Annotated in this window: 17 protein-coding genes and 3 tRNA genes; 9 read left to right on the top strand and 11 right to left on the bottom strand. The window is 38.5% G+C overall.

The window, feature by feature from the left end:
- Window positions 1–18: 18 nt before the first annotated feature.
- Complete coding sequence (locus tag EHQ70_RS06995) at window positions 19–642, top strand: ACT domain-containing protein (RefSeq protein ID WP_135584842.1); 624 nt, start codon at window positions 19–21, stop codon at window positions 640–642.
- Here the strand turns inward: EHQ70_RS06995 and EHQ70_RS06990 are convergent.
- From EHQ70_RS06990 to EHQ70_RS06970, 5 genes are all read right to left on the bottom strand, one after another.
- Complete coding sequence (locus tag EHQ70_RS06990) at window positions 639–1,919, bottom strand: MFS transporter (RefSeq protein ID WP_135584840.1); 1,281 nt, start codon at window positions 1,917–1,919, stop codon at window positions 639–641. The genes EHQ70_RS06995 and EHQ70_RS06990 overlap by 4 nt on opposite strands.
- Window positions 1,920–2,002: 83 nt before the next feature.
- Complete coding sequence (locus tag EHQ70_RS06985; protein ID WP_135584838.1) at window positions 2,003–2,368, bottom strand: phasin-related domain-containing protein; 366 nt, start codon at window positions 2,366–2,368, stop codon at window positions 2,003–2,005.
- A 130-nt stretch (window positions 2,369–2,498) separates the two neighbouring features.
- Window positions 2,499–3,074 (bottom strand): bifunctional nuclease family protein, encoded by a 576-nt coding sequence (locus tag EHQ70_RS06980; RefSeq protein WP_135584836.1) that lies wholly within the window; start codon window positions 3,072–3,074, stop codon window positions 2,499–2,501.
- A 26-nt stretch (window positions 3,075–3,100) separates the two neighbouring features.
- Window positions 3,101–3,174: transfer RNA gene (locus tag EHQ70_RS06975), tRNA-Ile, on the bottom strand.
- 61 nt (window positions 3,175–3,235) lie between these two features.
- Window positions 3,236–3,718, bottom strand: a complete 483-nt coding sequence (locus tag EHQ70_RS06970) for a hypothetical protein (RefSeq protein WP_135584834.1) — start codon at window positions 3,716–3,718, stop codon at window positions 3,236–3,238.
- A 3-nt stretch (window positions 3,719–3,721) separates the two neighbouring features.
- Between EHQ70_RS06970 and hemW the strand changes: the two genes are divergently transcribed.
- The 4 genes from hemW (at window position 3,722) to EHQ70_RS06950 (ending at window position 5,636) form a co-directional block, all read left to right on the top strand.
- Window positions 3,722–4,894 carry a radical SAM family heme chaperone HemW gene (gene hemW, locus EHQ70_RS06965; protein ID WP_135584832.1) on the top strand — a complete coding sequence of 391 codons (1,173 nt, stop codon included), beginning with the start codon at window positions 3,722–3,724 and terminating at the stop codon, window positions 4,892–4,894.
- An 80-nt stretch (window positions 4,895–4,974) separates the two neighbouring features.
- A tRNA-Ile gene (locus tag EHQ70_RS06960) sits at window positions 4,975–5,048 on the top strand.
- 9 nt (window positions 5,049–5,057) lie between these two features.
- A tRNA-Ala gene (locus EHQ70_RS06955) sits at window positions 5,058–5,130 on the top strand.
- Window positions 5,131–5,204: 74 nt separating this feature from the next.
- Window positions 5,205–5,636: a CBS domain-containing protein gene (locus EHQ70_RS06950; protein WP_135584830.1), complete on the top strand. Its 432-nt coding sequence runs from the start codon at window positions 5,205–5,207 to the stop codon at window positions 5,634–5,636.
- Here EHQ70_RS06950 and EHQ70_RS06945 read toward each other — a convergent pair.
- Entirely contained in the window at window positions 5,633–6,391 is a 759-nt protein-coding gene (locus EHQ70_RS06945; protein WP_135584828.1) for a ribonuclease H-like domain-containing protein, read from the bottom strand. The two genes, EHQ70_RS06950 and EHQ70_RS06945, sit on opposite strands and share 4 nt — an antisense overlap.
- Window positions 6,373–7,461, bottom strand: a complete 1,089-nt coding sequence (locus EHQ70_RS06940) for a pyridoxal phosphate-dependent aminotransferase (protein ID WP_135584826.1) — start codon at window positions 7,459–7,461, stop codon at window positions 6,373–6,375. The genes EHQ70_RS06945 and EHQ70_RS06940 overlap by 19 nt, the downstream gene beginning before the upstream one ends.
- A 46-nt stretch (window positions 7,462–7,507) precedes the next feature.
- On the opposite strand from EHQ70_RS06940, the gene EHQ70_RS06935 reads away from it, so the two are divergent.
- Genes EHQ70_RS06935 through EHQ70_RS06920 form a run of 4 tightly spaced genes read left to right on the top strand, consistent with a single transcriptional unit; the run spans window position 7,508 to window position 11,978 of the window.
- Window positions 7,508–9,262, top strand: a complete 1,755-nt coding sequence (locus EHQ70_RS06935; protein ID WP_135584824.1) for a phospho-sugar mutase — start codon at window positions 7,508–7,510, stop codon at window positions 9,260–9,262.
- Window positions 9,259–10,476 (top strand): aspartate aminotransferase family protein, encoded by a 1,218-nt coding sequence (locus EHQ70_RS06930; protein WP_135584822.1) that lies wholly within the window; start codon window positions 9,259–9,261, stop codon window positions 10,474–10,476. Before EHQ70_RS06935 ends, EHQ70_RS06930 begins: the two co-directional genes overlap by 4 nt.
- Complete coding sequence (gene leuB / locus EHQ70_RS06925) at window positions 10,473–11,552, top strand: 3-isopropylmalate dehydrogenase (protein ID WP_135584820.1); 1,080 nt, start codon at window positions 10,473–10,475, stop codon at window positions 11,550–11,552. The genes EHQ70_RS06930 and leuB overlap by 4 nt, the downstream gene beginning before the upstream one ends.
- Window positions 11,553–11,567: 15 nt before the next feature.
- Window positions 11,568–11,978: a response regulator gene (locus EHQ70_RS06920; protein ID WP_004785265.1), complete on the top strand. Its 411-nt coding sequence runs from the start codon at window positions 11,568–11,570 to the stop codon at window positions 11,976–11,978.
- Here EHQ70_RS06920 and EHQ70_RS06915 read toward each other — a convergent pair.
- From EHQ70_RS06915 to EHQ70_RS06900, 4 genes are read right to left on the bottom strand one after another with little or no spacing between them, the layout of a single operon-like run.
- Window positions 11,959–12,699 (bottom strand): purine nucleoside phosphorylase YfiH/LACC1 family protein, encoded by a 741-nt coding sequence (locus EHQ70_RS06915; protein WP_135584818.1) that lies wholly within the window; start codon window positions 12,697–12,699, stop codon window positions 11,959–11,961. The two genes, EHQ70_RS06920 and EHQ70_RS06915, sit on opposite strands and share 20 nt — an antisense overlap.
- Entirely contained in the window at window positions 12,686–14,254 is a 1,569-nt protein-coding gene (locus EHQ70_RS06910) for a hypothetical protein (protein ID WP_135584816.1), read from the bottom strand. The genes EHQ70_RS06915 and EHQ70_RS06910 overlap by 14 nt, the downstream gene beginning before the upstream one ends.
- Before the next feature lie 3 nt (window positions 14,255–14,257).
- The gene (locus tag EHQ70_RS06905; RefSeq protein ID WP_244288251.1) at window positions 14,258–15,319 is read right to left on the bottom strand and encodes a hypothetical protein; all 1,062 of its coding nucleotides are present in this window, start codon (window positions 15,317–15,319) and stop codon (window positions 14,258–14,260) included.
- A gap of 30 nt (window positions 15,320–15,349) precedes the next feature.
- Window positions 15,350–17,197: an extracellular solute-binding protein gene (locus tag EHQ70_RS06900; RefSeq protein ID WP_425270020.1), complete on the bottom strand. Its 1,848-nt coding sequence runs from the start codon at window positions 17,195–17,197 to the stop codon at window positions 15,350–15,352.
- Window positions 17,198–17,225 lie beyond the last annotated feature (28 nt).

Below are 17,225 nucleotides of genomic sequence, written 5' to 3'. Positions count from 1 at the left end.
ATTTTAAGGGAGAATTCTATGGCGCAAACTATGCAAGAAATCAAAAAACCAATCCTACATGTTTCTTGTGTCCCAAGAAAAGATACAACCCTACTCAAAATTTCCCTTTCCCAGGATGATTTGGGAATTCTCTACCGGGTCACCTCAGTGCTCTACAACCATGGTTGGGATATTTTAGAAGCCGTTGCAGAAACAGCAAGTGACGGACATGTTCAGGATTTATTTGTGATCCGCAGTTGGGACGGAGGAGAAATGACAGAGGAACTTTTGTCTCAAATCCGAACCGATCTATATTCCCTCTTTTATGAAGGAAAAACTGTGGCGATGTACTTACGTGAAAATGCAAAAGAAGAAGTACTCGTTCGAAAAGTGGGAGATACAGAAGCAACACTCAAACTCTATAACCCAATCTCCTCTGATTTTACAGTTATGGATTTACGAATGAAAGACACAGTTGGGATTTTATTTCAAATTACTGAGTCTCTTTTCCACTTAGGAATCGATATCATTAGTTTTACCGCCAATAGTTTTGACGGAAAAATTCGAGATAGTTTTTTACTTCGCACTTCTCTTACAGGAGAGAAGTTGGATGAGAAACTGATGTTTCCTATGTTACGTGCAAAGTTAGAGTCTTTTCTTTAAGTTGTTTTTTCTTTTTGTGTAAACAGTAAAAATCCAAATCCAATGAGTAGGAGAAAGGATACAAAAAAAGCCAAACTTGGCCCTTTTTGAAAGTATAACAAAGAGAATACGACCGGTGACACGGCTCTTCCGAGGGATCCAAAACTTCGAAAGAGTCCGAGTGATCTCCCCAAATCTCCCTTCCCACTTTCGAGTGATGCAAAAGAGGAAAGTCCTGGATTCACAAGTGCACTTCCAAAAGCCAAAAAGAATAAAGAAATAAAGAGTCCCGTAAAACTAGTTCCGAAACTAACCAGTAGTCCCATCCCAATCACAACGAGTACTGCCCCATAAAGAGAAATTCTTTTTTCCGAAATTTTCCCGGAAAGCTTGCGAACCACTCCACCTTGTACGAGTATAATGATGATCCCAATGTATAAAAAAGTGAATCCAATTTCTTTTGGTGAAAACTGAAAGGTATCAGAGAGAAAAAAGTTCACAACAAATTCAAATCCAGAAAAACTAAGCACAAAAAGTAAATTCAGTAGAGAAATACGAACCAAATTACGAGATTCAATTTTCTTTAAAGATAAAAAAGGATGGATTTCTTTTTCAGGAACCACTTCCGGTTTGTTATGTGGTAAAAACACAAATACAAGAATCACAGTCAGAAGGGATACCAAAATGGCAAAAAAAGCAGAAGCGGGAAACACAACCACAGATCCTTCTTTGTAAAAGGAATCCAAAAATGTCCACTGGGAACTAATTCCCCCGAGAAGTGGACCCATTACAAATCCAAGTCCGATGCCAGCTCCTAGAAATCCCATCCCAGCAGCTCTGGATTTTTCATCGGTTTGGTCAGCCATAGCTGCAGAGGCCACAGATAAATTGCCACCCATCATTCCCGTGATCACTCGACTGAGGACAAACATCCAAAACTGTGAAGAGAACAACCAAAGAAGATATCCAATGGTGTTTCCTAAAGTGGTAAAAAGTAAGATGGATCTCCTTCCCGAATGGTCAGAAAATCTTCCCCAAACAGGAGCAGCAACGAACTGTAAAAAACTATAAATACTCCCCAATATCCCACCAAACAATACAAAGGTATATTTTGTATCTCCACCAAAAGACAAAAGGTTTGCGGCAGAATAGAACATTCTGAACAGAGCATCATCCCCTTTTAATAAGAAAAATTCTAAGGTTTTGGGAAAGAGAGGAAACAAAAGGGAAAAACCCATCATGTCTGTAAAAACAATTAGGAAAAGTATGAATTTGATTCGTTTGGGGGACGTACTCATCTAGACAAATCTCTAGGCACAAATAAAAAAAGCCACAGAAAACTCTGCGGCTTTTTCTTAAAATTGACTAGAAAACCCAGGGTTTACTTAGTTTTTGCTTTATCAATCAGAACTTTCAATTCATCTAACGTTTGTTTTAGTTTTTCCTTCACTTGTGGAGGAATTGCCGTATCAATTTGTTGGTAAATGGATTGGTAATTTGTTTGAAGTTTAGCCAAAACTTCATCATAACTTGCGTTAGTTTTTCCAATCGCACCTTGGGCATCTGCAATTGTTTTGTTTAAAAGGTCACGAATCTTTTGTGATTCTGCCGATTTGTCCAATTCACCTTTTGCTTTTAGATCATTATAAACTTTTTCTAAATCAACAACTGCGGTTTTTAACTTTTCTTCACCGGAACGAAAGAGAGCAATTCCAGCATTTACAACATCCATTACCAATTTTTCCATACAACTTTCCTATAAAGGGCAAACGCACCTATTTTTGGATTCTAAGTTTAGGAAAGAAAAGTGTGGATTACAATTAAAAAATTAAAGAGTAACAATTTTCTATGAGACATAGTTAAGACCGAGTTTGGTCTTAACTGTTTTCGATTAACTTTTTGATTTGGTCTCTAATTTTGGCTGCGGTTTCGTAATCTTCGGTTTTGAGAGCATTTTCTAAGGTTTCTTCCAAAATTTGAAGATTGGACTTGGGAAGGGCTTGGATTTTTTTCTCCGAAGAAACACTCTCACCTTGCATATCTTCTTCTTTCATAATGATCCCAGTTTCATCTAACACTGTTTTAGCGATAAATATAGGAGCATTGGCTCTTAAAGCAAGGGCAATGGAATCCGATGGCCTAGCATCCAAAGTGATGATCTCTTCCTCTTTTTGGAGTTGGATCTTTGCATAGAAAGTGCTATCTATGATTTCTTCAATAGTGATTTTGATGACGGTAGCACCAAGGGATGTCAACATATACAACATAAGGTCATGCGTCATTGGTCTTGGGGGTTTGGTTCCATCGATCACAGTGGTAATGGAATGGGTTTCTAATGGCCCGATAAAGATAGGAACCACACGTTTGTCATCTGAATCCTTCGGACGCAGGAAAACTGCGAAGCCGACATTGGTCAGGCTGATATCAGAGATTTTTACTTCATAAAACTCCATAGAATATCGCTACCTTTCCTGTTTTGTGGGCCCAGAAGGGCTCGAACCTTCGACCCGCAGATTATGAGTCTGCTGCTCTAACCAACTGAGCTATAGGCCCCACTGACTTCCAATCTTTCGAGGAAATAAGTAGAGACAAGCACAAAACAAAAGATTGGAGCCTAAAGCGGAAGAAAGAGGTTAGATTCAAAGAATTCGGTAAGGTCTTTACGGTCACTCTTCCATTGGATCCAGATCCATAAACTAGGACTTGAATCTATACTGACCCATACTTGGTTCCGAAGTGCGTTTTGGTTTCGGACTTGGTCTGCCTGAAAAATCTGAAAGTTTAGATTCCCCACCACCTTCTGGAACTGTTTGGGTTCGATCCCTTTTGTGAATACGGAATCTTTCCAAATAGTTTTATCATCCAAGGGTTCCTTCCAAGGAAGGGTACGCACCACCATAAAAAATCCATCTCTTTTGGCTGGATACACGGTGAGTTTTTTGCTCATGGTAGAGTTTTGTTTGACCACCACTGCTTCCGGAAAGACAAAAGAAAAATTTTCCCAAACAAAGTTTTGGTTTGGTTCTACAAGTGTCTGTGAAAGGATAGATGAGGTAGAGATTCCGAGTAAAACGAGAATCCAAAAATTTCCTTTCATTCCATGAAATTATTAAACAAAGAGTCCATCTGGCAAGTCCGAAATTCTTATTTAGGAGTCTATGTCCACTTCCCTTATTGTTTTAAAAAATGCGATTATTGTGATTTTTATTCAGAAGGAATTGGTGCTGCGCCAGCTAACGATGAAAAGTCGCTATTCCAATCTTACAAAAAAGAAATTTTAGATAGGGCAAATCATTTTCCGGAAATTAGAAAACGTACAATAGATACAGTGTTTTTTGGTGGGGGCACTCCTTCCAAAGCGTCCGCAAAACGTTGGAAAGAACTTTTAGATTTTTTACGTTCCGAGTTTTCTTTTTCCGACAACCCTGAAATTTCTATCGAAGTCAATCCCGAAGATTTAAGTTCCGACCTCCTCGCCGAATACAATTCCATTGGGATCAACCGTGTGAATGTGGGTGTCCAAACCTTAGAAAAAAAAGGACTCGAATTCCTCGGCCGCCATTATGACGAAGTTCGTTACCATTCTCTAGTGGAAGTTCTCACCAATTCTCCAATAAAAAGAGTGGGAATCGATTTGATGTATGGAATTCCAGGTATCGCAAAAGAATCTTTTTTATCCGACCTATCTCTTTTTTTGAATGCCGGCCTCCCCCATTTGAGTTTGTATTCTTTGACTTTAGAAAAAGGAACCCAGTATTCTCGAGATGTTTCTGATAAAAAAAAGGGAGAACCGGAAGAAAATCTCCAATCCGAAATCCTCACTCAATTACCAAATTTACTCAAAGAAAATGGATACCTTTGGTATGAAGTATCCAACTATGCAAAACCAGGATTTGAATCCTTACACAATTTGAAGTATTGGACTTATGAACCTTACCTAGGCATTGGACCCGGTGCTCATGGAATGATCGCTGGCCACCGGTATAGCAATCCGAGAAATGCTAGTCTCTATCAGAAAAAAGAAACATCAACCAAGTATGAAATGATTGATCCTTCTACGGAACTAAGTCTCACACTATTTCGACTCTTTTCTCCCTTTCGGTATTTGGATTTTATAGAAACCTATTTAGATCCAAAAACAAAATCTAAGTATTTAAAAACCATTGAAGGTTGGGAAAAAAGAGGATTGTGTAGAATTGATGATGCCGTGTTTCAATGGAAACCAGAGGCATTACTCTTGTTAGATGACTTAATCTTAGAAATTTCACTCTAAATTTTCTAGATATCTTTCTTAAAATAATCTTAAAAAAAGATTGCCCAGAGACCCCTCTCGAAAAATACTGTTCGTATCCCGGGCCTGTAGCTCAGTTGGTTAGAGCACTCGCTTGATAAGCGAGGGGTCACAAGTTCAAATCTTGTCAGGCCCATAAAGATACGGGGCGTTAGCTCAGCTGGGAGAGCATCTGATTTGCATTCAGAAGGTCATCGGTTCGATCCCGATACGCTCCAAAAACCCGTATCTCTTCCGATCCACTTCCAAAAATTTCTTGCTATCTCTTTAGAATTCCTATAAACCATGAGACATGTCCGTAAAAGATATCCTCAAAGACAAAGCCTCCTCTGTTCTTTCCATTGAAGAAGATAGAAATGTATTGGAAGCCACCCAGATGATGGTTGGTGCCAAAGTAGGATCTCTCATTGTAACCTTCCAAGGAAAACTAGTAGGAATCTTTACGGAACGAGATTTGATGCGTGTCGTCGCGAAAGACCATGTGAACCTAGACAAAGTCAAATTGAAAGATGTGATGACCACACAACTCACAGTCGCTGGCCCTGATGAAGATGTAGATGATATCTTAAACAATATGATCACCAAACGGTTTCGTCATATGCCCGTTCTTGATGGTGATAAAATCATTGGTCTCATCTCGATTGGAGATGCTGTCAAAACAAAACTAACAAGAACCCAAGCCGAGATGAGTATACTCAGAGAGTATATGTATGGGCCGCACTAAAACAAACGGTTTTCTGTAAGCCTATCGATTGTTTTTTCTAATACAATTTCTAAGTTTTTAGTATCTTCTCTATTATAAGCGATTAGTTTTTCTAAGGCTTCTTTGTTATTCGTTCTTTGGTATTCGAACCATAATAGAGGGGCTTGTCTTCCATCGATGCCTGCAATCTCTTCTGGACGAACGAGACCTAGCAACACCTCCGATTTTTTTAATCCGCCTTTGATTCCAATCGAATGCAAAAGATTCATCAAATCCAGTTGGGGGTTTTTTACCCGATAACGAAATTCCTTTTCTAAAAAAGGGACATCAAACCTTCTCCCGTTATAAGTCACAAGAATGTCTTCGGATGAGATAGAATCAAAAAGAAATTCTAAATCTTTTCCCCTTTCAAAAGTTAACATCCGTTTGTCTTGATATAGACTAACCACCGTCGTCACTGAGGATTCGGATATCCCAGTGGTTTCAATGTCTAAAAAACAAAACCTTTCTGGAAAATTTTGCCACAACCTCCAGTATTCAAGACTCGGAAGTTCGGTTGTAAAAAAGGGAAAATTAGCTTCGGACAGTTCATGTTCTAATTCTTCTAAGCGTTCCTCTAAAATGGAAACCGCAGGAAGGAGGGGATCATTTTTTTGTTTTTGGTATTGAATAAGAGATTCCCAATCGTATACACCAACACCAAACAGTTGTTTCTCTTTTCTTTCTCCGATTCCTGGAAACAGCTGGAGGCTAGATTTTAAATGAGATCCGTACATTTTCTCCATCGAAGAAGGCCTTCATTCATTCTTTCCTCTCTCTCCCCAAATCCAATGCGAAGGAAACCTTCTTCTTCAAAATTAATTCCTGGGAGAACAAAAACACCCGTTTTTTCGAACAATCTGTCCGCATAGTATTCCGATGAAATTCCTGGTTTTAATTTTAGCCATCCCACTAACCCACCGGCAGGTGTTGTGAAAGACTCGGTATATGGAAGTTCCATCCATATAGAATCAAAACTTTGGATGTTTTTTCTGACTCGTGATTGGATTTTAGGAAGGAAGGATTCTTTTGTATTTAATAGTCCGAGAGCAATGCGTTCAGAGATGGGTGAAACGGTATGAGTTAAGTAGTCTTTAAAAGACCTTGCCCTTTTCAGAAAAGATTCCTCTGCGACAAGCCAACCTACCCTAAGGCCTGTTACGCCAAAACATTTAGTAAAGGAACCCGTTCCATAAAAAGAATGATTCGGATCCACGCCGGTTCGTCCCATAAAACCTTCACTCGGTAAAAATCGGTAATGTTCATCGAAGAGAACTTGTTTCTTCTTTTGTCGAAATTCGGTGATGAGTGTTTCCCATTCCCCATCTGAAAAAGTTTTGCCCGTGGGATTGTGGGGATGGTTCAAAATATAAAGATCAGCATCGATATCTTTCCAAGTGGATGCGAGAAATGCCTTTTCATGGGGAACTTTTACAATCTCCGCTCCGAGCATTTTGGGAATTTCATATAGAGCCTGGAAGGCGGGCCAAATCAGAGCCACCTTCATTTTGGGCTTAAGAGCCATATGAAATGCCAAGTACAAAGCCTCACCCGTTCCCGTTGTCACAAGGACTTGGTCTTTGGAAACACCTGGATACAAATTGGCAATTGCCTGGCGAAGTTCCAGGGAACCTTGGTTCGGTGCATCATTCATAGGAAGGTCCAGAAGATCCGAAAAGGTAATTTTTGCCATCTCTAACACTTCTTCCAAACGAAAAAACCCAAGCCCACTCTCCCCTAAATTGCAAAATGCTTTTAGGCGAAATCGTTCCAATCGGTCTTCTATGAAAAATTCTCTAGGTTCCAAAATTGATTTCCAGACAACTTAGCTTCAAAAGATTAGTATGTAAGCTATGTTGAAACCAGAAGACAATATCCTATCTTGGACGAAATCACCTTTTTCATCGGAAATCCAGAATGAAGCCAAAAAGGCTTATGAAGATTGGAAGGCTGGGATCAGTTCCGAACTAGTCGATGCCTACGCTACCCCTCTCAGTTTCGGAACTGGTGGGATTCGCGGGAAGATAGGAAATGGAATCGGCAAAATGAACCTCTATACAGTGGGTCGCGCCGCACTTGGTTTCATCAGTTATTTAAGAGACACTAAAAAAGATGCCTCCATCGTCATTGCTTATGACTCAAGAAGGCTCTCTAAAGAATTTGCAGAACTTTCTGCCGGTATCGCCGCCAAACTTGGTGTGAAAGTTTATATTTTCCCCAAGGTAACACCCACTCCTCTTTTATCATATGCCATTCGCTATTACAAAGCAAGTGGTGGAATTGTCATCACGGCATCCCATAACCCACCTGAATACAATGGATTCAAAGCCTATCTTGCCGATGGAGGACAACTTGTTCCCCCAGATGATTCTCTCATCATAGGAAGGATTAGCGGTATTAATGATTGGTCTAGTATCCCTATTGTCAAAAAAACAGACAAAGATTATAAGAAGTTCGTAAAACTTGTTGGACCAGCCGTTTTCAAAACTTATTTAAAGGAACTGAAACAAGCAGGTATCCTTTCTTCCGTAAAACCAAAATCCAGAGCTGATTTAGGAATCGTTTACTCACCGTTACATGGAACTGGTGGAGACTATATGAAAGAAATGTTAAATTTCTTTGGTTATAAGTCAGTATTCCTTGTTCCCGAACAAAAGAAACCAGACGGTGAATTCCCAACAGTTAAGTATCCAAATCCAGAAGAAAAAGAAGCTCTCGCCTTATGTGAGTTCTATGCCAAAAAGAAAAAAGCAGCTACCTTTATTGCCACTGACCCCGATGCCGATAGACTGGGTGTGGGAGTTCGCCGTCCCGACGGAGAATATGAATACTTAAATGGAAACCAAATTGGTTCTATTATGGCAGCTTACCTTTCGGAAAGAAAAAAATCAAAAAACAAAACCTACCATTTGGTAAAAACAATCGTAACGACTGACTTACAAGAAGCGATCGCAAAAAAAAATGGGATCAAAATCAAAAATGTTCTTACAGGTTTTAAATTCATCGCAGAAGAGATGAAACAAATTGAATCTAAGAAGAATCATGTATTTTTGTTTGGTGGTGAAGAGTCTTATGGATATTTACCCGTATCCTTCGTTCGCGACAAAGATTCTCTTTCTAGTGCTTTACTTTTTGTAGAGATACTTGCCGAAAAAGGTGATCTACTTTCTTATTTAGAAGCCATTTATTTAAAATATGGGCTTTATCGTGAAAGTTTATATTCTTTGACTCTCGAAGGAAGTTCAGGACAAGACAAAATTAAAAAAGCAATCGAATCGCTCAGGTCAGAAAACTTAATTGGGAAATCCATTGGTGGTCGAAAGGTTGTGGGAGTCCTGGATTATGAAACAGAAAAAGCAGATGGAAAATCTAAGGTTTCCGCTTTTAAAGGAATGCCCAAATCCAATGTCATCCAAGTGGAATTAGAAGGAAATGCCAAACTGACCATCCGCCCATCGGGAACAGAACCTAAGGTAAAAGTGTATTCTTCCTTTGCTTCCTTGAAAAAACCAAAAAAACAATCAGAGATTCCAAGTCTTTGGGATTCCCTCGGGAAAGAAATTTCCCAAGCAGAAACTGAATTTTTACAACTTGCAGGTCTAAAATGAGCCAAGAAACAAAAACCAAATTCGAAGAAATTAAAAAACTTTCTGATAAATACCTTCTCAACACATACAATCGTTATCCGGTAGCTTTTGAATATGGTGTAGGAGAAATGATCTTCGATCAAGATAACAAAGGTTATATCGATTTTTTAGCAGGGATTGCTGTATCCAATTTGGGTCACGGGGAAGCGGACCTCATCGAAGCGATGCGTAACCAAATGGATAAAATCCTACATTCTTCCAACCTCTACTATTCGGAAGAACAAGCAAAACTTGCCGAAGTCATTATCGAAAACAGTATCCCTGGAAAAGTATTTTTATGTAACTCAGGCACAGAAGCAAACGAAGCTGCTTTCAAACTCATGCGTAGACATGGAGTGAAAAAAAATATCGATAAACCGGTCATCCTTGCCCTCCACTCAAGCTTTCACGGTAGAACTCTTTCTGCCATGACCATGACTGGGAATGAATCCGTTCGTTCTGGATTTGGCGAACTTGCCTCAGATGTTTACTTTGTAGAAGCCAATAACGAAGACTCTCTCATCCAAGCCTTCGAACAGTATGGTGACTCTGTTGCCGGAATCATTATGGAACTCATCATGGGGGAAGGTGGAGTGGTTCCACTCACCCAATCTTTTGTGAACCTAGCTCGCAAACTCACAGAAGAAACAGACTCCCTTCTTGTTTTTGACGAGATCCAAACAGGAATGGGAAGAACAGGAAAAATGTTTTGTTTTGAACATTACGGAATGTACCCTGATGCCTTCACGCTTGCAAAAGGACTTGGATCAGGATTTCCGATTGGTGCTCTTGTCGTTGCCAAAGAATACGAAGGTGTTTTGGAACGAGGGATGCACGGGTCTACTTTTGGTGGAAACCATTTGGCTTGTGTGGCAGCATATGAAACATTCAAAATCATTTTATCACGTAACCTACTAGATCACGTTGCCACTATCTCGGAACAAATGTTTGCAAGGTTAAAAACCATGATGGAATCAACCGGAAAAATCAAACAAGTGCGAGGACGTGGTTTACACATTGGTGTGGAATTGTATTCCGAATCAAGACCCGTTGTCGAAGAATGTTTGAAACGTGGCCTTGTTGTGAATAGCACAGCAGGGAATGTTATTAGAATTATACCTCCACTCATCTTAAGCATCGAAAAAGCAACAGAAGGATTGGATATTTTAGAATCAGTATTAAAGGATATGAAATGAAAAAAGTAGCAGTACTCGCCGGAGATGGAATCGGTCCAGAAGTTATGGACGTGGCCCTATCAGTGGTCAAAAAAGCATTAGGAAACAAATCTTCCGAATTTACCTTTGAACATGCATTAGTTGGTGGTGCGGCAATTGATGCCACAGGATTTCCACTTCCAGATGAAACCCTAAAACTTTGCGAATCATCTAGTGCTATCTTTTTTGGTTCTGTGGGTGGACCTAAATGGGAAACACTTCCCCCTGAAAGACAACCAGAACGTGGAGCTCTCCTACCACTCCGCAAACATTTTGATTTATTTGCAAACCTTAGACCTGCGATCATCTACCCGGAACTTAAAAAAGCAAGTCCCATCCGTGGCGACATCATCGGAGATGGACTCGATATCTTAATTCTCAGAGAATTAACTTCAGGAATCTATTTTGGAAAACCAAAGGGTAGAGAAGGAACTGGGCCAGAAGAATTTGCTTTTGACACCATGCGATACTCTCGTCGTGAAATTGAACGGATCGCACGGACTGCCTTTGACGCAGCCAGAAAACGAAATAAAAAAGTAACAAGCATTGATAAAGCTAACGTTTTAACAACATCCGTTTTGTGGAGAGAAGTAGTTGTAGCCCTTCATAAAGCTGAATACTCTGATTGTGTTTTGGAACACCTTTACGTAGACAATGCTGCGATGCAACTTATCGTAAAACCAAAACAATTTGATGTGATGCTCTGTGAAAATATGTTCGGTGACATTCTCTCTGATGAAGCGTCCATCATCACAGGATCCATTGGAATGTTACCTTCCGCTTCCCTATCTGAATCTGGTTTTGGACTTTATGAACCATCGGGCGGATCAGCTCCCGACATTGCAGGAAAAGGAATCGCAAACCCCATTGCTCAAATCCTATCAGGAGCCCTTATGCTAAGGTACTCTTTTGGATTGGAAACCGAAGCGGTTGCGATCGAAAATGCCATTCGAACGGTTCTAAAGAAGGGTTTTCGCACGAGAGATATCGCCGAAGAAGGCACATCTGTCCTCGGTACGAAAGAAATTGGTGTTGAAATCGAAAAGGCACTTGGCTAAACTACGGAGAACATCATGCAAACTGGCATCGGACCGACAGGCAGACCTTACCAAATTCTCATAGCCGAGAATTCCAAATTCCAATCCAAACAACTCCAACAGATTTTGGAATCAGAAGGTTTCAAAATCATCGGTGTTGCCGAAACAGGGAAAGAACTTTTGCAAATGTATAAAGACAATCGTCAACAGATTGACCTTGTCACCATTGAAATTTTCCTTCCTGAAGTCGATGGATACGCTGCCTTCTGGGATATGAAAGAAATGGGTGTACTTCCAAGGATTCTTTTTATTTCCGAAGAGAATACTCCTTCGGTCATCAAAGCACTTCTCGAAAATGGGGCCATGGACTATATCGTCAAACCCATCAAACGAGAAAAGATCTTAGAGAAAATCAAAGAAACCCTACTTAAGATTCCCAAAGTATAAAATTCAAATTCCTGCCTTCTTCTTTGGCTCTGTGGCTAAAGTAAAGAGGGCTCTGGAAAACATTCGTATGGGAGTTTCTAATTTCGCTTAAATTCGGAAACCTCACTTTTACTCGTGCTTCAATAGCAAGTCCCACATCCAATTGAAACTTTCCATTCCCATTTGGAAAACAGACCTTATCCCCTAAGTCTTGGAATAATATGGCAACATCTTCACCCACTTCATAATCTCTTCCTTGGATATAAGGTCCAATTTCCAAATGTAGTTCTTCCTCTGTATAACCTAATTGAATCACAGTATCTAACATTTGTTCCGTAATACCTAAGTTCGTACCCTTCCAACCAGAATGGATCATAGCAACAAATGGTTGTTTGTCGGAATATAAAAAGATAGGAACACAGTCTGCTGTGCGAACAACAAGTAATCTGTTTGGTAGATTCGTATACAACCCGTCACCTGTCAAAATTAGATCTGGATTCGAATCGGGTGCAACACTGGATATCTGATGGAGAAAATCACCATGAACTTGGTTTAGAGTGCAAATTTTATGTGGTATGTTTTCAAATTCCTTATTGGCCCAAACCGTTGTGTATTCTTTCCAAATCTCTGGGGTTTTGGAAAAAACAGGATACACTTCCTTTAAGCCATCTAGGTCTTGTTTACCGGCAGTTCCAAATTTGACTTTTCCATAAGAGACGGTGATTTCTCTATTGTATTCCATCTTTATTCCAAAAAGACTTCGATTTCGTTTTATCCCAATGATTGGTTTCAAAAATTTGGAATAAATCGGAACAATTCCAATCGCTACGCGTACAAAGAGATTCCATTTTTAACGGATTGTAAGTTAAAAGATAAAACTTGATTGGAATCGTTCTCCAAGTGTATTGGATATGAGGTAAATTAGTTCCATGAAGTCGATTGTCGAGAAGGATTTCAATTTTACGATTTAACAAATCTTGTAATTCTAATTCACTTTCGTGCCCAATCCTCCCCCTTGCCGCAACTTTCTTTTTTGCAAATTCTCTATCCGTTAATCCTGATTCTGCTTCAAAGGAAAACGAAGGTCTTAAATAATAAATAAAATGAGCCTGCGCACCAAAAAAAGCAACTCGGAAATCAGAAAGCGCATCATTGTCATATCCAGAAGTTTGGATCAAATGATCTTCATAAAACATTCGTTCTTCGACAATTCCATGCCAATCAGCAATTCTAGTTTCATTGGTTTTTAATGGATCTGTATAAACTGCAGTAGATAAAATAAACAAAAAAGAAATCAATATTTGGTTCTTTTTATATATAGATAGAAACAAGGATGTTTTTTTCGATTCAATTTGAGAATCCATATCCCATTCATGTATTTTCCGAAATGCTAAATAAGATACAAAAGGCAAAATCGGAATCCAGAATCGATTTCCCATAAAATCTCCACCGACATACAAAACATAAAGAATGTATAAAAGAATCGAAGAATACAAAAGCAGAAATTCCTTTTGTAATATAGATTTATAAATTTGGACCCCAGCTAAAACGAAAACAAAAAGATAAAGCGGATAGGATTTTAGAAAATAAAAAAAGTAATAGATCCCTTGCGAAAAATAGGCTCCCTTATTTCCCTTCGCATAGAAAGTATTCGGAAGGATATCTTGATAATAAAAATAACGGAAACCCAAAAAACAAAGAAAGAAAAATCCAAATAAAATGGGTATCCAACTCCGTTTTCGAATCATCCAATCGATGGAAGCTATAAATAAAAAAAGTGCTCCCTCTGGTCGAACAAGCGCAGAAAGAAAAAAAATAGGAATTACATACCAACTCTCTTTTTCCCATAATAACAATCCAAAACAAACTAAAAATGTAAAAAGGGAAGTTTCAAGTCCAGAAGTGGCAAAGATATGAAGATGAAAGAATAAGGCCAAATGAACCAGAAGAAGTGGGTAAATTCTACCTAAAGAGATGCGACTTTCTTTATAGAAGAAAATAAAAAGAGTCATGAGATAAAAGAAAATGCCTAATGTGATGGAAAGAATTTGTGGTTTGATCTGTAAACTATAACCTAAAGAAAGTATAATGGTCCAAAGAAAATTGGTGTACCCCTCTACCCTTTCTCCCCAATTAAAAACAAATCCAAATCCTTCGTATAAATTTCTCGCATATACAAAACTGATATAGGCATCATCACAAATCCATCTCCATTTAAAACTTTGATAAAATGCGAAGGCTAAAAAAAATGCGGCAAGGAAGTTGTAAGATAAAAAAAATCGTCTCAAAAATAACATGGATTAGTCCAGTTCAAATGATTTGATGAATTCTTCAATGATTAGAATATGATCCATCTCCGGCGTTGGGTTTTCTTCGGAAGGTTCATACAAATAATCATCAAAGACGTGAAAATCGAAAATTTTTAATTCAAAATCAGGCAGTGTGATGATGATATTTTCAGCATGGATATCAAAAATTAATTTTTCTTCTTCTGCCAAAAACTTTGTCACTTCGATCACACGATTGAAATCAACGGCAATTTTTTTAAGTTTTGATTTAGAAATCACTCCAAACCGATGCGAGTCAAAATTCAATTTCCATTTTGGGAAAAACTTATCCATAATTGGATTTTGATCTAACTTTTCATTTCGTATGGTGAATTCTTTTAAATGTTTGCCCGCAAGTAATGGTTGTTGGTCACAAGGAGTGAGAGTGACATTGGGAACTCCAAACGGATTGTTTCTCACGCGCATACCCATAAAAAAACGGGTGGGAACAACTAAGTCAGGTATGAGAGATTTTAATTTCCAATAATGTAATCTTTCTAACCCCAATCGTTTGAATTTAAAGTCGATTTCATCTTTTTTAGAATCACGAGATGTTTGTTTTTTTAAAAACTCTCGTAGTTCCATTTCTTCTGGTTTCAAAAATCGGGATAGGTCTTTACCTACTTCTTTGAATAAGGATCCAAAGATTGCATCGGAAGGTAATTTTGATTTTCCAATTTTAACCACCTGGTTCCAAGGAAGTTTATAAACAAATTTATAGGAACCTCTCCCAATATATCCGTCTTTAGAAAGTGGCATAAAGTTATCCAAAAATTCGCGGTCATAACGATATGTGATTCTGAATACATGGGAAACAGGAAAAAGTTTTTCATACAAATTACGAAAGAATCCAGACCTTCGTAAAACTTCATCAACAGGAAGATCCTCTAAGGGGATCGGTATTTCTTGTTTGTTTGGATCGACAAACAACTCTTTGTCGAGACCTTTCTCCAATAACTCCAAAAACTGGGGAATTTTTCCCCAGTTTGGATATTGGTTCCAAAGTTGTGAGATCCTATCTCGGATCCCTTCAATCCTGCCTTTTTTTTCAGACACGATTTAATTCTACTTCCAACGAACTACAGCTTCGTAATCTGTAAATTTTTCCTTCTTTGACAATGCTTCTGATAATTTTTTATCTTTCTCTTCATCATACCACCAGTAGTCAGAAGAAAAACTTTCATCTCCATACTTACCCAGTGGCAAGTTAGGAACTCCATATTTTTGCCAATACAGAAGTCTTGTACTTGGCAAATGCCATAACAAAACATAAGGATATTCTTTATAAACAATTCGATCGATTTGTTTAATGATTTCATTACGAGCGGAAACAGAAAATTCTGTTTTTTGTTTTTCGATAAGTTTGTCTACTTCTGAAATTTTTAGACCAGGTAAATTGGGTTGTCCCTCTTCGTTTGCGTATTTAGAAAGCCATTGTGATTCTGGATCTTTAAACACTCCCGATCCCCAAGCAGCCCAGGTCATATCAAAATCATATTTGTCTACTCGTTCGCTCCAGGCAGCCAAATCCAAAGTGTCAATGGATGCACGAATGCCCACTTCCTTAGCTTTTTCTAGAAATACGGTGAAATACTTTTCTGTTTTTTTATCTCGATCTAAAATAGAGAATTGGAATGGTTTTCCATCCTTTTCTAAGATCCCTTCCTTATTAGGTTTCCAACCTGCTTCTGCTAGCAGTTTCCTTGCTTTTTCTATGCTAAACTCTGTTGGTTGGTTAGGATTTTTTTCACCACCCAAATAAAAATCCGGGTAATAACTATTTGTTGGATCATATTCACCATACGCTAGTTTGTCGATCATTAATTTACGATCCACAAGTAGGTTCATAGCTTCTCTCACACGTTTATCAGAAAAAATAGAACGTCTGGAATTCATAGCCCAACCTTGGAAGCCAATTGGTTTTAAATTAAAAATTCTTTGTTTTGCGATCCAATTTTTATCAAAGGCATCTCCTTTGGCTTCCTCTACCCAAACAAAGGCGGAATACACTGGATAAATATCAATATCACCTTTTTTGAAGGCTTGGAGTGCTACTGCCTCTTCGTTATAAACTTTATAAACAATTTGATCAAAGTTATTACGCCCTTCGTTAAAAGGATAGGCTCTTTGCCACCAATCCCCTCTTCTCTCTAGTTTGATGTAACGATTCTTTTTGACTTCCGTGATTTTGTAAGGACCCGATACAACAGGGAATTCCATATTTTCTTTATTAAAATCTTTTCCTTCGAAATGATGTTTTGGCAAAATAAAAATGGAAGATGCTACATCATTAAAATTATTCCAATGAACTTCCTTTGCTTCAAAAACTACAGTTAAATCATCCAACTTCACTGGTTTTAAAAATCTAGATAAGGAAACTCGAAACACTGCTGTTCCATTTTTTGGATTCATGATTGTATCATAAGTGAAAATTACATCATCTGCAGTTACTGATTTGCCATCCGACCAACGTGCATTCGGATCCAAATAGAAAGTAAATTTCTTTTTATCAGGAGAAATTTTCCAATCCCTTGCAAGATGAGGAATGGTTTCCAAAGTCAGTGGATGGTAACCTGTAAGCGGTTCATACAAACTAGTAAAGATCCGAGCTGTAGTGGTGAACTGATCCAAATAATAATTTAATGATTTTGGGAATTGGTGAGAATAAATGCGAATCTTTCCACCTTTTTTGGCTTTAGGATCTGCCACTGGATTTTTCAAACGAAGGGCATTCGGAATGGAATTAACATCTCCTTCCCAAGGAAGATCGTTTACCTTTGATAAGGATTCATTCCTATCTTCTTCGGAACAATTAAAGGCAAAAGCCATTGACAAAAGTCCTGTCAAACCAACCAAAACTATCTTGCGTAAGGAGGAACTATACTTGAATATTTGAACTTTGTTATGAAACATCCCTTCCATCAAATCCATTTGTACGAGA

Origin of the sequence: Leptospira congkakensis (assembly GCF_004770265.1) — a bacterium.
Classification (GTDB): Bacteria; Spirochaetota; Leptospiria; order Leptospirales; family Leptospiraceae; genus Leptospira_A; species Leptospira_A congkakensis.
The sequence above is the reverse complement of the archived record's forward strand: the minus strand, read 5'-3'. Positions and strand labels throughout refer to the sequence as shown.

Excerpts from the sequence above, each read along its gene's own strand:
- EHQ70_RS06995 (WP_135584842.1), top strand. The coding sequence starts at position 19 with ATGGCGCAAACTATGCAAGAAATCAAAAAACCAATCCTACATGTTTCT.
- EHQ70_RS06990 (WP_135584840.1), bottom strand. The coding sequence starts at position 1,919 with ATGAGTACGTCCCCCAAACGAATCAAATTCATACTTTTCCTAATTGTT.
- EHQ70_RS06985 (WP_135584838.1), bottom strand. The coding sequence starts at position 2,368 with ATGGAAAAATTGGTAATGGATGTTGTAAATGCTGGAATTGCTCTCTTT.
- EHQ70_RS06980 (WP_135584836.1), bottom strand. The coding sequence starts at position 3,074 with ATGGAGTTTTATGAAGTAAAAATCTCTGATATCAGCCTGACCAATGTC.
- EHQ70_RS06970 (WP_135584834.1), bottom strand. The coding sequence starts at position 3,718 with ATGAAAGGAAATTTTTGGATTCTCGTTTTACTCGGAATCTCTACCTCA.
- hemW (WP_135584832.1), top strand. The coding sequence starts at position 3,722 with ATGAAATTATTAAACAAAGAGTCCATCTGGCAAGTCCGAAATTCTTAT.
- EHQ70_RS06950 (WP_135584830.1), top strand. The coding sequence starts at position 5,205 with ATGTCCGTAAAAGATATCCTCAAAGACAAAGCCTCCTCTGTTCTTTCC.
- EHQ70_RS06945 (WP_135584828.1), bottom strand. The coding sequence starts at position 6,391 with ATGTACGGATCTCATTTAAAATCTAGCCTCCAGCTGTTTCCAGGAATC.
- EHQ70_RS06935 (WP_135584824.1), top strand. The coding sequence starts at position 7,508 with ATGTTGAAACCAGAAGACAATATCCTATCTTGGACGAAATCACCTTTT.
- EHQ70_RS06930 (WP_135584822.1), top strand. The coding sequence starts at position 9,259 with ATGAGCCAAGAAACAAAAACCAAATTCGAAGAAATTAAAAAACTTTCT.
- leuB (WP_135584820.1), top strand. The coding sequence starts at position 10,473 with ATGAAAAAAGTAGCAGTACTCGCCGGAGATGGAATCGGTCCAGAAGTT.
- EHQ70_RS06920 (WP_004785265.1), top strand. The coding sequence starts at position 11,568 with ATGCAAACTGGCATCGGACCGACAGGCAGACCTTACCAAATTCTCATA.
- EHQ70_RS06915 (WP_135584818.1), bottom strand. The coding sequence starts at position 12,699 with ATGGAATACAATAGAGAAATCACCGTCTCTTATGGAAAAGTCAAATTT.
- EHQ70_RS06910 (WP_135584816.1), bottom strand. The coding sequence starts at position 14,254 with ATGTTATTTTTGAGACGATTTTTTTTATCTTACAACTTCCTTGCCGCA.
- EHQ70_RS06900 (WP_425270020.1), bottom strand. The coding sequence starts at position 17,197 with ATGTTTCATAACAAAGTTCAAATATTCAAGTATAGTTCCTCCTTACGC.